General features: G+C 59.1%; 14 protein-coding genes, 2 tRNA genes and 1 other RNA gene. 2 read left to right on the forward strand and 15 right to left on the reverse strand.

Features of this window, described 5'->3' with window-relative positions; genetic code table 11:
• Positions 1 to 944, forward strand: a 944-nt coding sequence (locus tag RTI30_RS07855) for a PD-(D/E)XK nuclease family protein (protein ID WP_312283589.1), incomplete at its 5' end; no start/stop codon positions are given.
• 12 nt (positions 945 to 956) lie between these two features.
• On the forward strand, positions 957 to 1,553 hold the full coding sequence (locus RTI30_RS07860) for a hypothetical protein (protein WP_312262951.1): 597 nt from the start codon (positions 957 to 959) through the stop codon (positions 1,551 to 1,553).
• Between the two features lie 78 nt (positions 1,554 to 1,631).
• Here the strand turns inward: RTI30_RS07860 and RTI30_RS07865 are convergent, their stop codons facing one another.
• The 15 genes from RTI30_RS07865 to ffs form a co-directional block, all read right to left on the reverse strand.
• On the reverse strand, positions 1,632 to 2,654 hold the full coding sequence (locus tag RTI30_RS07865) for a site-specific integrase (RefSeq protein WP_312274801.1): 1,023 nt from the start codon (positions 2,652 to 2,654) through the stop codon (positions 1,632 to 1,634).
• A gap of 112 nt (positions 2,655 to 2,766) precedes the next feature.
• Positions 2,767 to 2,840: transfer RNA gene (locus RTI30_RS07870), tRNA-Cys, on the reverse strand.
• A 36-nt stretch (positions 2,841 to 2,876) separates the two neighbouring features.
• A tRNA-Gly gene (locus RTI30_RS07875) sits at positions 2,877 to 2,951 on the reverse strand.
• 59 nt (positions 2,952 to 3,010) lie between these two features.
• Complete coding sequence (locus RTI30_RS07880; protein ID WP_312262953.1) at positions 3,011 to 3,949, reverse strand: ROK family protein; 939 nt, start codon at positions 3,947 to 3,949, stop codon at positions 3,011 to 3,013.
• Between the two features lie 64 nt (positions 3,950 to 4,013).
• Positions 4,014 to 4,946, reverse strand: a complete 933-nt coding sequence (gene miaA, locus RTI30_RS07885; protein ID WP_312262954.1) for a tRNA (adenosine(37)-N6)-dimethylallyltransferase MiaA — start codon at positions 4,944 to 4,946, stop codon at positions 4,014 to 4,016.
• Positions 4,943 to 6,712, reverse strand: a complete 1,770-nt coding sequence (mutL, locus tag RTI30_RS07890) for a DNA mismatch repair endonuclease MutL (RefSeq protein WP_312262955.1) — start codon at positions 6,710 to 6,712, stop codon at positions 4,943 to 4,945. Before mutL ends, miaA begins: the two co-directional genes overlap by 4 nt.
• The gene (gene tsaE / locus RTI30_RS07895; protein WP_312262956.1) at positions 6,705 to 7,187 is read right to left on the reverse strand and encodes a tRNA (adenosine(37)-N6)-threonylcarbamoyltransferase complex ATPase subunit type 1 TsaE; all 483 of its coding nucleotides are present in this window, start codon (positions 7,185 to 7,187) and stop codon (positions 6,705 to 6,707) included. Before tsaE ends, mutL begins: the two co-directional genes overlap by 8 nt.
• The gene (locus RTI30_RS07900; protein ID WP_312262957.1) at positions 7,184 to 7,645 is read right to left on the reverse strand and encodes a CBS domain-containing protein; all 462 of its coding nucleotides are present in this window, start codon (positions 7,643 to 7,645) and stop codon (positions 7,184 to 7,186) included. Before RTI30_RS07900 ends, tsaE begins: the two co-directional genes overlap by 4 nt.
• On the reverse strand, positions 7,642 to 8,991 hold the full coding sequence (gene bioA / locus RTI30_RS07905; RefSeq protein WP_312262958.1) for an adenosylmethionine--8-amino-7-oxononanoate transaminase: 1,350 nt from the start codon (positions 8,989 to 8,991) through the stop codon (positions 7,642 to 7,644). The genes RTI30_RS07900 and bioA overlap by 4 nt, the downstream gene beginning before the upstream one ends.
• Positions 8,988 to 9,830, reverse strand: coding sequence for an NAD(P)H-hydrate dehydratase (locus tag RTI30_RS07910; RefSeq protein WP_312262959.1), 843 nt, complete (start codon positions 9,828 to 9,830; stop codon positions 8,988 to 8,990). Before RTI30_RS07910 ends, bioA begins: the two co-directional genes overlap by 4 nt.
• On the reverse strand, positions 9,830 to 11,047 hold the full coding sequence (locus tag RTI30_RS07915) for an ammonium transporter (RefSeq protein WP_312262960.1): 1,218 nt from the start codon (positions 11,045 to 11,047) through the stop codon (positions 9,830 to 9,832). The genes RTI30_RS07910 and RTI30_RS07915 overlap by 1 nt, the downstream gene beginning before the upstream one ends.
• Before the next feature lie 23 nt (positions 11,048 to 11,070).
• Positions 11,071 to 11,673: a recombination mediator RecR gene (gene recR, locus RTI30_RS07920; RefSeq protein ID WP_312262961.1), complete on the reverse strand. Its 603-nt coding sequence runs from the start codon at positions 11,671 to 11,673 to the stop codon at positions 11,071 to 11,073.
• A 3-nt stretch (positions 11,674 to 11,676) separates the two neighbouring features.
• A complete protein-coding gene (locus RTI30_RS07925) occupies positions 11,677 to 12,003 on the reverse strand; it encodes a YbaB/EbfC family nucleoid-associated protein (protein ID WP_409449693.1) in 327 nt (108 codons plus the stop codon).
• Positions 12,004 to 12,018: 15 nt separating this feature from the next.
• On the reverse strand, positions 12,019 to 13,644 hold the full coding sequence (gene dnaX, locus RTI30_RS07930) for a DNA polymerase III subunit gamma/tau (RefSeq protein WP_312262962.1): 1,626 nt from the start codon (positions 13,642 to 13,644) through the stop codon (positions 12,019 to 12,021).
• Positions 13,632 to 13,728, reverse strand: an RNA gene (gene ffs / locus RTI30_RS07935) — signal recognition particle sRNA small type. Before ffs ends, dnaX begins: the two co-directional genes overlap by 13 nt.
• Positions 13,729 to 14,086: the final 358 nt, after the last annotated feature.

Consider the following 14,086-nt stretch of genomic DNA (forward strand, 5'->3'; position numbering starts at 1 on the left):
GGACAGAAACCACCGCTATCCTTCCTCCTCCAACATCTACCACAGTGCCAAAGGTGGTGGACGCATACACAGACTTGCAAATAGCTCACGATTCTGCTATTAAGTTTAATTTAACGAGGCTCATTATGACACAAAACATACCGAATAGCGAGATGAAAGAATTCTTTGATAGAATTCGTTTTAAAATCATGGAAACAGGAAAACAAAAAAAGATTTCTATAGATCCAGGTGCTTTACGAAAATTCTTCAACCACTTATCAAAACATAATTTAAGACCAGCAGAAACACCTATTAATAAACCTGACGGGTTACCTCTTTCACTTTTCTTTGAAAAGCTAAAGGATCCTTTGCATAAATCAATAAGAAGAGGGTCCTTGTGTAACCCATGGAGCATTTCAGGGATAAAAAGGGATGAAAGAGCCAATGTTGGTATTCTTGCATGGCTCCTGGATCCTTCCGGAGATCATGGTCTTGGAGGTATTTTTCTACAATCATTCTTAAATCTCGTTAATCTGCATAGCAAGAAGAAATTTTCACTACTAGGGGATAGCAAGATATTTGTTGGCACTGAACACCAGTGTGATGAAAACGGAACGCCGAAAAGGATTGATGTAATTATAAAGAATTACTCCGAAATAAATCCATTTGTAATAGGTATAGAGGCAAAAATAGATTCAACAGAACAACCTTGTCAAACACAGACGTATCTCAACTCTATTAGAATATTAAGCTCAGGAAATCCATACCATTTGGTATATTTAACGGCTACAGGAGAGCAAGCAAATGTAGAATTTACTCAACTTGGAAACACTACTGCCATGACTTGGAAAAAGCTGTCCTACAACCTAATGAGAACTATTAGGAGACTAGAGAAGCAACCATCTGATTGTAACTTTAGCCTTAGACTTTCTGAACTTTTTTTAAAACATACTCTCACCTTTTAAGAGGATATAGTAATGGAAACATCAGATCCAGAAGTGATTATTCTTAATGATCTAGAATTATTCAATAAAACTAAAGTGTATTTTGAGGAGGCGGTTTGGCCTAAAATATTAAGTAACATCAATGATCTTATCGAAACATGGGCGAAACAAAATGACTGGAAGTTTGGCGCTGATGAAGATGATACACTGGTAGGATCAACATGTTATCCAAATAGCTGGGATCCAAATGATCAATGGTTCAGCCTAGATTATTTTGGTAACATTGCTGATACTGATGATTACATTCTTGCCGACTTGTGCGGCATTGGTAGTAGCAAAATTGGCTTAATCTATCATAACAACCTTCAGGAAAGAAAGAGGGAGTGGAAAAGAAGGATCAACTTATACTTAAATGATTATTTAGAAAAATTACGTCCTTACAATTTTCATTATGATGATAAAGATGCTTTATCCTTTTATATTCCTATTTCGCTGGATCAAAAGAAATTGGTTGATGCTTGGGAAAACGATGCTTATGACGAATTTCTATTACCGCTTAGTAATACGCTTGAGTCCGCCAAACAAGCACTAACAGTGTTTGATAGTTTTAACCAGGCTGTTTCAACCTAACATTTAAGTCGGAAGCAATACTAAGCCATACTCACAGTATGGCTTAGATTTTAGAAGCGACGGTCACAACTGCCTTAATTAATCCAACAGCCTCGCTAAATCTTCAGCCCTCAAATGCGTGTACCTCTTCAACATTTGCAAGGTCTTGTGACCAGTAATGGCTGCAACCTGCATTGGATTCAATCCCTTTTCAAAAAGACGACTGGTTGCCTCATGTCGCAGATCATGAAAATGCAGATCCTTGATTCCGGCTCGATCGCACGCACTCAAAAAAGATTTGGACAAAGAACGATAGCTAATCGGAAAAGGTTTATCGTTAATTCCCCGTGGCATGGTTTGCAACACCTCAATTGCCCTACGGGACAATGGAACCCGGCGCAGATCACCGTTTTTAGTTTCAGGCAATGTAGCAACCCTTCCCTCCAAATCGATTCGCGACCAAGTGAGTGAAAGCAACTCACTTGCCCGCATGGCCGTCTCGATTGCGAGGGTAACCAAAGGTAGAAGCCAAAATGCGTTTGAAACCGCACATGCCTCCAAAAGGCGTTTTTCCTCATCCCCAACCAGCCGTCGATCCCTCGCGCGAGGCAACTTTGGTTTCGCTACCGTGGCCGTGGGGATACCACCGGGAAGCCCTATCCCCCATTCCATAGAAGCCTTTTTTAACACCCTTTGGAGCAGCGATAGTTCGTGCTTGACTGTCTGAGGGCCGACCAATCTCCCTGTCGACAAACTGATCGTGCTTAGGCGGTTGTCACGGTATTTAGCGACGATAGCGGGCGATAATGCTGCCAGAGAATACTGTCCCAAGCCTGATTTCAATGCACGAATACGGGACATCTCGCGATCTCCGCCTTTCTGGTTTGGCAGAACTTCCCGCGCATAACGATCCAAAACGTCCGATAGAATAGTCCGCTCGGATTCGGTGCGTTGAATGAAGATACCACGCTCCATTTCCGACTCTGTGATCTTGCCCCAGGCTTCCGCGTCACGTTTGGTTCGGAAGGTCTTCGTTTGGGACGGAAACCCCTTCTTCCGGACGATAGCCTGCCATCCAATGATGATACCGTCTTGGTCCCTTCGTGGGTTTATGCTTGCCATGCTGCACTCACGCTGCACTAGAAACTTACCGTCAGTGCAGCATATTTGCAGCGAAAATTCAATATTAACGAGTTTGTTTTGGCGTTTTTATGTGTAACTAATTGATTTAATTTGGAGGCTAGGCCCGGAATCGAACCGAGGTACACGGCTTTGCAGGCCGCTGCATAACCACTCTGCCACCCAGCCAAAAGAAAAGGGAAAGGAACCTTTCCCTGGAGTATTTGGAGCGGGAAACGAGGCTCGAACTCGCGACCCCAACCTTGGCAAGGTTGTGCTCTACCACTGAGCTATTCCCGCAACGTGGCGCAAATGATACGGCGCCAATCGGCTTTCTGTCAATCTCCACCTACGTGAGCCTACTGCGCTGCTCCCCGCCACAACCAGGCAGCACCCCGCACGCCCGAGGAGTCGCCATGCTGCGCCGGGGTCAGGCGAGTGCGTACCGTGTCGGAAAATACCCAGTCGACCCAGCGCTGCGGCAGCTCGCTATACAGCTCACTGACGTTGCTCATGCCGCCGCCAAGAACAATGACTTCGGGATCGAGGATATTGATGATCTCAGCCAGAGCACGGGCCAAGCGATCGCAATAGCGCAAAAAGCTCGCGCCGGCCGCGGCGTCCCCCTTGCGCATGGCAGCCATGATCTCGGCGGGAACCAGACGCTGGCCACTTTGTTGGAAATGATCCTGCGCAAATCCCGGGCCCGAGAGCCAGGTCTCGATGCAGCCGGGCTTTCCGCACCAACACCAAGGGGCTGCATTTTCGCCCCAGTCGGCGCGCGGCCACGGCAAGGGATTATGGCCCCATTCGCCGGCAATGACGTTGCGACCCAGCCAATCGATACCGTCGATGGCGATTCCTGCCCCCAACCCCGTGCCGAGGATGACGGCAAAAACGACCCGCGCGCCCTGCCCGGCGCCATCGTGTGCTTCGCTCACCGCCAGGCAATTGGCGTCGTTGTGCAGGCGCACCGGGCGCGCCAGCCGCTGCTCGAGGTCGGCGAGGAGCGCGCGACCATTGAGGGCGGTGGAGTTGGCGTTGCGCACAAGTCCGTTCACCGGCGACACGGAACCGGGAATGGCCACCCCCAGCGGCAGCCGCGAGCCAGCGACACCATCGGCAAGCTCGACTAGGTCGGCAATGGTCTCGACGGTAGCAGCATAATCGCCTTGCGGAGTGGGGCGTCGTTCGCGCAGCAAAAAACTGCCGTCGTCGGCAAGCAAGGCGACCTCGATTTTGGTGCCGCCCAGGTCGACACCCAGGTAGCGGCGCTGGGGCGGTATTGCAGAATCCATGAGCGATCCTCCGGGCATCCTTCTAACACGATGTAGAGAGCGTAGCGGTGCCCATCCAATATTCCTAGGGCAAGGGAAAGGCCGCGAGGCGCCGTTGGAGCTCGGCAATCAGGATATGAACTTGCTCGCCATGTAGCGGGTGCACTGTCCAATCCGGGGTTTCGGCGCGAAACCAGGTTTCTTGGCGCTTGGCGAGTTGCCGGGTGGCTTGCAAGGCGGCCAACTCGGCAGCTGGCAGGGTGAGGTCGCCGCGCTGCCAGGCAAAGAGTTGGCGATAACCGACGGAGCGGCTGGCCGGCAAGTCGGCTTCGCCATAGCGCGGATACAAGGCTTCGGCTTCCTCCCGAAAACCCGCCGCGTACATGGCCTCGAGACGCGCGGCGATGCGTTGATGTAACTCGGGGCGGGGAATCTGCAGCTGGATCTTCCAGATAGGCGTTTTGAGCCCACCTTGCCAATCCGCGGCGATCTTGGCACCCTGGGCCAACAACTCCAGGGCGCGCTGGATACGTTGGGCATCCTGGGGCTGGATGACAGCAGCACGCTCGGGGTCGAGTTCGCGCAGTCGCCGGTGCAGGGCCGGCCAGCCGTAGCGCTCGGCCTCTTTTTGCAGGGTTTGGCGAAAGGCGGGATCGGCAGGCGGCAGTTGGGCAATACCGCGCTCCAGGGCGCGAAAGTATAGGCCGGTGCCCCCCACCAAGAGGGGAATCTGCCCGGCTTGCCAGGCGGCATCGATCTCGGCGCGGGCGTCGCGGGCAAAATCTCCGGCGGAATAAGGCTGCTCCGGCTCGCGCAAGTCGATGAGAGCATGGGGATAGCGCGCCTGCAGACTGGCATCGGGCTTGGCACTGCCCAGGTCAAAATGGCGATATACCGCTAGGGAGTCGACACTAATGAGACGCAGGGGGAACTGATCCGCCAAGCGCAGGGCAAGGCCGGTCTTGCCACTTGCCGTCGGTCCCTGCAAGAAAATGGTGGGTAGTGCAGGCAAACTCATCGGCCACGCAAAAAGAGGCGATCCAATTCCGCCAGATTCCATTGCACCACCGTGGGGCGACCATGATTGCACTGGGTATAGCGCGGTGTCGTCTCCAGCTGGCGCAGGAGGGCGTTCATTTCGGCAAGACTCAGGGCGTGGTGATCCTTGATGGCGGCATGGCAGGCCATCTCCGCTAGGCGCTCATCCCCCTGCCCTGCCTGCCAAGCGGGTTCTTCTGCCAAACAATCGGCCACCAAATCAGCAATAGCCGCCTGGGGAAAGCCCGGTGCGCAGGCATGAATGCGCACACTCGTGGGCCCCGCGCGGGACCAATCGAGCCCCGCCTCTTGCAAGAGCGCCGCCCGCTCCTCCAAGCGTTCCGCCTGGGCTGGGGTGAGCGAAAGGGTGAGAGGCAGGAGAAGATGTTGTCGCTGCCCGGCAGCGCGCTGGCTCTTGAAACGCTCGTAGAGGATGCGCTCGTGGGCGGCGTGCTGATCAACCAGCAACATGCCCTCGGCATTTTCGGCAACAATGAAGCGATGATGGATCTGCCCCAGGGCACGGCCGAGGGGGTAGGCCTGCCAGGGCTCGGCGTCTTCCTGCCGGGTTGGCGCCGCGCGCTCTGGCGCAGCAAAAACTGGGGCGACCAGCTTTTCCCAATAGTCGGCAGCGTTTTCGCGCACTGGGGTGGGGGCGAAGGCGTTCAGCGGCAGCTGCGATTGTGGCCGCTCTTGCAGCACCGCTTCTGCCGGGGCCACCGCAGCCGAGCGCGGTCGCGCTTGCGCAGCAATGATCTCGGCGAGACTGTGGCGAACGAAATCGTGGATCTGGCGGGCATCCTGAAAACGCACCTCGGTTTTGGCGGGGTGGACGTTAACATCGACCCGCTCCGGCGGGAGTTCCAGATAGCAGATGGCGACGGGCTGCCGGTCCTGAAAGAGCACATCGGCATAGGCCGAGCGCAGGGCATGACGCAGGCCGGCATCCTGGATGGCGCGGCCGTTGACGAAAAAGTATTGCTCGTCGGCACGAGGGCGATTGAAACTCGGCAAGCCCAGCCAGCCCCATAGTCGCAGCTCGCCGTGCTCTTGGGCAAAGCGCAGGGCGTTGCGCAAAAAGTCGTCGCCCATGACCGCGGCAACCCGGGCATCTTGGTCGAGTTCCGTGCGGGCGGCGGGATAGTGGGCGAGCTGGCGCTTGCCCTGGGCCAAACGTAGATCCACCGGGAAGGCCGCTAGAGCAAACTGGCGCCAGAGCTTTTGAATGCGCTGCAGTTCGGTACTCGGGGCCTTGAGGAATTTGCGCCGCGCCGGCACGTTGTAGAACAGGTCTTCCACCCGCACCGTGGTGCCCTGGGCGCGTGCTGCCGGGGTATCCTCGACGATAATACCGGCATCCAAACGTAGGCGGCGGGCGGCATTGGCTCCCGTCGCTCGGCTGCTGATTTCTAGCCGCGCCACCGAGGCAATGGCGGGCAAGGCCTCGCCGCGAAAACCAAAACTGTGAATCTGCGCCAACTCCTGGTCGTCATAGAGCTTGCTCGTGGCATGCCGAGACAAGGCCAAGGGGAGATCCTCGGCGGGGATGCCGCTGCCATCGTCTTGCACTTCGAGGAGTTCGATGCCCGCACCCTCCAAGCGCACGTCAACCTGCCGCGCGCCGGCGTCAAGGCTGTTTTCTACCAACTCCTTGAGCACCGAGGCCGGGCGCTCCACTACTTCGCCGGCGGCAATTCGATCGGCCAGTTGCGGGCTCATCACCTGTACCCGGCGCATCTCAGCCATGGGCGAAGTCCCCGCCTGCACAATCCGCCAAGGCGGCAAGCCAGGCCTCCCCGCGGGCGGACGGTGCCGTGGCCGCAAGGCGATGGGTCGTCTCGCCAAGCAAGGCCAGCTGCAACACGAGGTCCGCAGGGGGTAGATATTCCAAGGCACGTTCCGGCCACTCCACCAACCACAGGGCGTTTTGCTGCAGGTAGTCACGCAGGCCCAGATATTCCAGTTCTTCCGGCTCGTTCAGGCGGTAGAGATCGAGGTGCAGCACCATACCCGCTGGGGTCGGGTAGCTCTCGATCAGGGTGTAGGTAGGGCTACGCACCACGGCGCTGTAGCCGAGAGCATGGATTAGGGCCCGCGCCAAGGCAGTCTTGCCGGCTCCGAGATCGCCTTGCAGGTAGAGCACGCCGGGAATGGGTACGAGGGCGGCAAAACGACGCGCCCAGGCCTCGGTGGCGGCCAGGGAGCCGAATTGCCAGATCATGACTGCGCCAGCAGCTCCCGCAGGATGTCGGAGCGGCTGACCATGCCCTGCAGCTTGCCTTCCTGGTCTACCACCGGCAAGGCGTGGAGATGATGCTGAAACATGCGATCGGCAACGGCGTCGAGGTTTTCTTCGGGATGCGCGAGCTGCAGATGGCGCCGGGTGGCAAGGCCGCGGGCATCGACGGCGGTCACCTTACGCAGATCCTCGGCATATTCGTGCATGCCGGAAATCGGCACGATGATGTCCATGAGGGAAATCACCGTCGGCAGGTGCACCTGCCGGTGGGCGTCGATGAGATCGCGCTCGGTGATGATTCCCGTCACCCGCCCCTCGGCATCGAGTACCGGCAGACTGTGGTGCCCAGATTCCAGCATCTTCTTGCCCACGCCATCCACCGGATCCGTCTCCTGCACGGAAACCACCGTTGTCTGCATTATCTCGCCAATCGTTTTCATGCGGCGCTTTCCTCGGCCATGCTTTGCTGTAGAACCTGCAGGATAAGATCTATTTCGTTGGCTGTCACCGCTAGGGGTGGGACGATGACAAGGCTATCACCCAAGGGGCGCAGGTAGACCCCGGCCTCGCGCGCTCGCCGACAAACGGCATATTCCCGCCGCTCGCCGTAGGCATAGGCTTGGCCGGTTTTCGGATTGCGTAAGGGGACCGCTGCCATCAGCCCAAACTGCCGCGGCGCGTCTGCATAGGGCAGCGCCGCAAAGCGCGCCAGCCCCACGCGCAATTGCTCGATGCGCGCGCGCACCTGTGCCAAAAGATCGTTTTCGCGAAAGAGCGCCAGACTCTCCAGGGCGACGGCACAGGCAAGAGGATTGGCGGTGTAGGTGTGGCCGTAGTAAAACTGCTTGGCCTCGCCGAAGGGGGCAAGAAAGGCTTGGTAGATATGTTCTTGGGCGAGGGTGGCGGCGAGCGGCAGGTAGCCGGCGCTGATGCCCTTGCCGAGGGCGAGCAGATCCGGACTGACGCCTTCCTGCTCGCAATAAAAAAGGGTGCCGCTGCGGCCAAAACCGGTGGCCACCTCGTCCACGATGAGCAGCACGTGGTAGGCGCGACAAAGCTCCGTCGCGCCGGCAAGGAGCCCCGGCGGGTAGGGCAGGATCCCTGCGGCTCCCTGCACCCCGCCTTCGAGGATGAGGGCAATGATCTCCTGCCCCTGGGCAGCCAGGATCTGCTCCAGGGCCTGCAGCCACAGCTCTCGGGCACGGGCGCCGTCTCTCCCTTGCGCCACCTGCAGCAGCCAGGGGCTGGGTAGGCGCCGCACGGGAAAGTGCAAATGCCCATAGACCCCATGAAAAAGCGGGAAGCCGCCGAGGGAGCTGGCACCAACGGTATCACCATGATAGGCATCGTCGAGAGAGAGAAAGAGACGTTTCTCGGGCCTACCCAGGTTTTGCCAATACTGGGCGGCAATCTTGACCGCCACCTCGACTGCCTCGGCGCCATCCTCGGAGAAAAAGACCCGTCCAAGGCCCGGTGGCGCTAGCTCGCTCAGGGCCTTGGCAAGGCGAATGGCGGGGGGATGACTGGCGCCGAGGACGGTGCTGTGGGCAATACGCCCCAGCTGCTGGCAGAGGGCGGCGTCGAGACGGGGGTGACGATGTCCGTGCACATTGCACCAGAGGCTGGCGATGGCATCGAGAGCCTTGCGTCCGCGCAGGTCGAAAACGTAATTACCCTCGCCGCGCTCGATGATCCAGGGGTCGTCATCGCCCCAGCAGGCCATTTGCGTGAAGGGGTGCCAAAAATGCGCGCGGTCCCATTCCCACAGTTCGGCTTCGTTGCTCATGGCTCGCCCCGCAAGGCGCGAGGAATCTGAGCGATGATGTCGCGGGCCAGCAAACTCGCCTCGCCCAGGGAGGCCGCCGCCAGATCGCCAGCGCGGGCATGGATACAAACCCCGAGTCGGGCTGCCTCTACCGCCATCAAACCCTGCGCCCAGAGGCCGGTGATGATGCCGCTCAGGACATCACCGCTGCCCCCGGTTGCCATACCCGGATTACCCCAGGGGCAACGGTCGAGAAAACCGCCATCGGAAACCAGAGTACCCTCCCCCTTCAGTATCCAGATGCCGCCGTAGCGGGCACAAAGCGCAGCGATGGCAGCGGGCCGGTCTGCCTGTATTGTCGCCGCGGTGCTCCCCAAAAGCCGGGCCGCCTCGCCGGGGTGAGGGGTAAAGATGCGCTCCGCCCGTCCCTGCAAAAGGGATGGTCCAAAGCGCGCGAGGATGTTGAGGGCATCGGCATCCCAGAGCTGCCGCTGGGGCAGGGCCGCGGCCTCGCGCAACAGGTCGTGGGCGGCGAGCCCTTGCCCCAGGCCAGGGCCGAGGGCAAGGACGGCGCTTGCCGGCAGGCGGCTGGCCAGGCGTGCCGGCCAGTCCATCCAGGTCGCTTCCGGTAGCTGCGCCGCCAAGTACGTGCGGGCGGCGGGGTGGCCGATGGCGGTCACCAGCCCCGCGCCGCTGCGGTAGGCCGCCAGGGCGGCCAGGCTCAGGGCACCGCCCATTTCCGCGTCGCCACCGAGCACAAAAACGTGACCAAAGCTACCTTTATGCGCGGCGCGTGGCCGCTGCGGCAGAGCCTTCAGGCCCTCAGGGAGAAGATCGCGGGGAAGGAGCAAAGACGGCATCAGGCTTTCTGGATGTCCTCCTCAGGGTAGGCGCTGACATGATGGATAGCCAAATCGGCGCCGAGATATTCCTGCTCCTCATCGAGGCGAATCCCGACAAATTGCCGCAGCAGACCATACACTACGGTGCTGCCGAGCATGGCAATGGTCAACCCCAGAGCGGTTCCCAACAACTGCGAGACGATGCTGACGCCACCGGCACCCCCCAAGGCACGCAGGCCAAAGATGCCAACCGCAATACCGCCCCAGGCCCCGCAAACGCCATGCAAGGGCCACACGCCGAGCACGTCGTCGAGGCGCAGCCGATGTTGCACAAAGGTGAAGAGATACACAAAGATCGCCCCGGCAATGGCACCAATGGCCAGGGCGCCGATGGGCTGCACCACGTCGGAGCCAGCGCAGATGGCCACCAAACCGGCTAGGGCACCGTTGTGCACAAAGCCCGGATCTCCCTTACCTAGGGCGAGAGCGGCGAGCATACCGCCAACCAAGGCCATGAGGGAGTTGAGGGCGACCAGCCCCTGCACCGTCTGCAGCTGCTGCGCGCTCATCACATTGAAGCCAAACCAGCCGATGATGAGAATCCACGAGCCCAAGGCCAAAAACGGGATATTGGAAGGGGGCATGGGGTGGATGCTGCCATCACGACCATAACGCCCGCGCCGCGGGCCGAGGAGCCAGACCGCCATCAAGGCCATCCAACCGCCAACCGCATGCACCACCACCGAGCCGGCAAAATCGTGAAAGGGCGCCCCAAAGTGCTGGGTAAACCACGCCTGTATCCCATAATTGCCATTCCAGACGATGCCTTCATAGAAGGGATACACCAAACCGACGAGAAAGGCGGTGGCCACCAACTGCGGCACGAAACGCGCCCGCTCGGCAATACCACCGGAGATGATTGCGGGCACTGCCGCCGCAAAGGTGAGCAGAAAGAAAAAGCGCACCATGGCAAAGCCTTGGTCGCTACCGGTGAGCTCCTGCACATTGCCAAAAAAGCTGATGCCGTAGGCGATGTGGTAGCCAATGAAGAAGTAAACGATCGTCGAGATGCCAAAGTCGCTCAAGATCTTTACCAAGGCGTTGACCTGACTGCGCCGGCGCACCGTTCCGAGCTCTAGGAAGGCAAAGCCACCGTGCATGGCAAATACCAAAATGGCACCCATCAACAGAAAAAACACATTGTCCCCGGGCAGGGGCGCGGCAGTGCTGATCATACGGTCATCCTCATTGTTTTATATCAAAAATCTAGTGTTCCACGGCCCTGCACGGCACGCCCCAGGGTACTGCGGTCGAGGTATTCGAGCTCGCCGCCCATGGGAATCCCCCGGGCAATGCGGGTAACCCGAATCCCTTCCGGTACCAAGGCAGCCACAAACTGCGCCGTCGCCTCCCCCTCCAGAGTCGAATTGGTGGCAAAGATCACTTCCTGCAGCCCCGTCTCTTGCAAGCGTTGTTCGAGAAGATCGAGGTGCAAGGCGTCCGGCCCGATGCCATCGAGAGGAGAAAGATGGCCCATGAGCACAAAATATTCGCCAACATAGGATCCGGAATCCTCGATGGCCAGGAGGTCGGCCGGAGACTCGACAATACAAAGCAGGCCCCGATCCCGACGGCCGCTGTTACAGATGCTGCACAGCTCATCTTCGCAAAGGTTGTTGCAGCGACTGCAGTGGCGGACACTACGGTGCGCAGCCGCGAGGGCCTCGGCCAATTGCGGCATGAGGGCGCGCTTGCGCAGCAGTAGGTCGAGGGCGATGCGCTGCGCCGAGCGCGGGCCGATGCCGGGCAAGCGCCGGAGCAGGGCGACGACGCGATCGAGGGAGGGAGTGCCGGCGGCCATGGCTCAGAAAGGTAGGTTCAGCCCCGGAATGTTCATCCCACCGGTAACCGTTGCCAAACGCTCGGAACTGGTCTTTTCGGCCTTGCGCAGGGCATCGTTGACCGCTGCCGCAACGAGATCCTCGAGCATTTCCTGATCGCCGTCGGCGAGCAGCGAAGGATCAATGCGCACCCGCCGCACATCGTTGCGACAGGTCATGGTCACCTCCACCAGGTTGCCGCCAGCGTGCCCCTGTACCTCCACGTGCGCCAACTCTTCCTGCACCTGCTGCAGGCGCTCCTGCATCTGCTGCGCCTGCTTCATGATATTGCCCAAACCGCCTTTCATCATCGTTCTCTTCCTCCACTACAAGGGGTGTATTCGACCATCGATTTCCAGCCGCAATAATCGTGCTGGCAATTCCTGCTGAAATTCCTGCAACCGCGGGTCCGCCAGGGCCGCGGCGGCAATCGCCTCGCGTTCCGCTTGGCTGCGTGCCGCGCTCTCCTGCGCCAAAGTAGCCTCGGCACCGGTCGCCAAGGTGGTGATCTCGAGAGTCGTATCAGCCTGCCAGTACGCGCGCAGGGCTGCACGCAAGGCGTCTTCCTCGCGCCGCAGCAGAGATTCATAGGCTGGGTCGAGGGCAAGCTCGAGGCGACTGGCATCGCAGCGGCGGGCACGGCTATGACGCAAAAACTCCCGCTGCGCGTCGCTCACCGACAACTGCGGTAGCAAGGCCTCCCAAGCCGCTTGCGGAGAGAGGGCAGCGGCATTCGGCACCGCCGCAGGCGGTTCCGCCCTGGGCATAGGCGTTGCGGTCTTTGCCTCGACAGAGACGGTGGTGGCGGGTGCCGAAAGCGCCGGTTGCGGTCCTTCCGGCAATAAAAAGGCCAGAAGCCGCAACAGCGCCATCTCGATGGCCATGCGGGTATTGGGATAAAGGGCGAAGTCTCGCCGCGCCGAGAGCAAAATGTGATACCAAGACTGCAGTAGCAGCGGCGATTGTGCAGTCACCCGTTCTTGCAGGGCGGGGGGGAGTTGCCGACGCGCCTCTTCGAGCCACTGGGCGAGCCCCATGCGGTGCAGTTCCTCGATGAGGGCATCGAGCAAAGCGGCGGCATCCTGCCCCAGAGCGAGTTGCTCCTGCAAAAGGGCAAAAACCCGCTGCGCATCCCGATCGAGAAGGGCAAGGAGAAAGTTGGCCGCCACATCGCGAGGGCAGAGGCCGAGCATGGCCACGACGGTGTCGAGGTCGACCTGCCCGGCCCCCTGGGCAATCGCCTGGTCGGTCAGGCTCAGGGCATCGCGCAGGCTTCCATCCGCCGCCTGCGCCAGCGCCGCCAAGGCCTCGGTGCTCGCGGCAATGCCCTCCGCCGCAAGAATCTGCTGCAAGCGAGCAACGATCTGATCTGGTTCGAGGCGCCGCAGATGAAACTGCAAGCAACGCGAGAGAATGGTGGCCGGGATCTTTTGCGGATCGGTGGTGGCCAGGAGAAATTTCACATGCGCCGGCGGCTCTTCCAAGGTCTTCAACAAGGCGTTGAAGCTATGGGTAGAGAGCATGTGGACTTCGTCGATGAGGTAGACCTTGTAGCGCCCAACGCTCGGCGCATATTGCACGTTATCGAGCAAATCGCGGGTTTCATCTACCCGGGTGCGGCTGGCGGCGTCTACTTCCAAGAGGTCGACAAAGCTGCCCTGGGCGATGCCGCGGCAAGCGCTGCACTCACCGCACGGGCTGCTACTGACCCCCTGCTCACAATTGAGGCATTTGGCGAGCAGGCGCGCCAGGGTCGTTTTGCCAACCCCGCGGGTACCGGTAAAGAGAAATGCATGGTGCAGGCGGCCGGAGTCGAGGGCATGGCGCAGGGGCTTGACGACGGTTTCCTGCCCTACGAAATCGGCAAAGGTTTGGGGACGCCAGCGCCGCGCCAGGGCCTGATATACGCCTACCATCGAAGAGAATTTGGGGAGGCGACGCCAACCAGCCACACCCCGGCACCTGGATCAATACCTGCCGCTGCTCCCTTCCGGGCCTGACGGGGTTCAGTATCTACCACTGCGAGGGGACCAATCTTTGTCGCCATAGAAAGTTCGCGGTAAAACCATTGCCTGTAGCGCCGGGACGATAGCAGATCTACCTCTTCGCGCCAAGGGCGACGGCCGGCCCAGTGCGCTGCCCGCCGGTCTCACCCACGTAGATTTTACCACTGCAAACACGAGAAATTTTTGCGTAGATACCGGCAGCGCACAACGGAATAAGCCCCCTCTGCGCGGCGTGCGCAAATCACTTTTCATCTTATATTAAAGCTTATTAGCACATTGTAATTTATTAAGGACCCTCTGATTTAGCCCTCTGATACAATGGGTTGACCGAGTAGCTAGGAGATGACATCCATGACCGGACAGATGACCTTTGCCGAGGAGCCCAGCC

The sequence above is a fragment of the Candidatus Igneacidithiobacillus taiwanensis genome, assembly GCF_031962545.1.
Taxonomy (GTDB): domain Bacteria; phylum Pseudomonadota; class Gammaproteobacteria; order Acidithiobacillales; family Acidithiobacillaceae; genus Igneacidithiobacillus; species Igneacidithiobacillus taiwanensis.

What these genes read in the sequence shown, in the direction of transcription:
- RTI30_RS07900 (WP_312262957.1), bottom strand. Translation starts at nt 7,645, where the DNA reads ATGAAAACGATTGGCGAGATAATGCAGACAACGGTGGTTTCCGTGCAG.
- bioA (WP_312262958.1), bottom strand. Translation starts at nt 8,991, where the DNA reads ATGAGCAACGAAGCCGAACTGTGGGAATGGGACCGCGCGCATTTTTGG.
- RTI30_RS07880 (WP_312262953.1), bottom strand. Translation starts at nt 3,949, where the DNA reads ATGGATTCTGCAATACCGCCCCAGCGCCGCTACCTGGGTGTCGACCTG.
- RTI30_RS07865 (WP_312274801.1), bottom strand. Translation starts at nt 2,654, where the DNA reads ATGGCAAGCATAAACCCACGAAGGGACCAAGACGGTATCATCATTGGA.
- miaA (WP_312262954.1), bottom strand. Translation starts at nt 4,946, where the DNA reads ATGAGTTTGCCTGCACTACCCACCATTTTCTTGCAGGGACCGACGGCA.
- RTI30_RS07925 (WP_409449693.1), bottom strand. Translation starts at nt 12,003, where the DNA reads ATGATGAAAGGCGGTTTGGGCAATATCATGAAGCAGGCGCAGCAGATG.
- RTI30_RS07910 (WP_312262959.1), bottom strand. Translation starts at nt 9,830, where the DNA reads ATGCCGTCTTTGCTCCTTCCCCGCGATCTTCTCCCTGAGGGCCTGAAG.
- RTI30_RS07915 (WP_312262960.1), bottom strand. Translation starts at nt 11,047, where the DNA reads ATGATCAGCACTGCCGCGCCCCTGCCCGGGGACAATGTGTTTTTTCTG.
- tsaE (WP_312262956.1), bottom strand. Translation starts at nt 7,187, where the DNA reads ATGATCTGGCAATTCGGCTCCCTGGCCGCCACCGAGGCCTGGGCGCGT.
- RTI30_RS07860 (WP_312262951.1), top strand. Translation starts at nt 957, where the DNA reads ATGGAAACATCAGATCCAGAAGTGATTATTCTTAATGATCTAGAATTA.
- mutL (WP_312262955.1), bottom strand. Translation starts at nt 6,712, where the DNA reads ATGGCTGAGATGCGCCGGGTACAGGTGATGAGCCCGCAACTGGCCGAT.
- recR (WP_312262961.1), bottom strand. Translation starts at nt 11,673, where the DNA reads ATGGCCGCCGGCACTCCCTCCCTCGATCGCGTCGTCGCCCTGCTCCGG.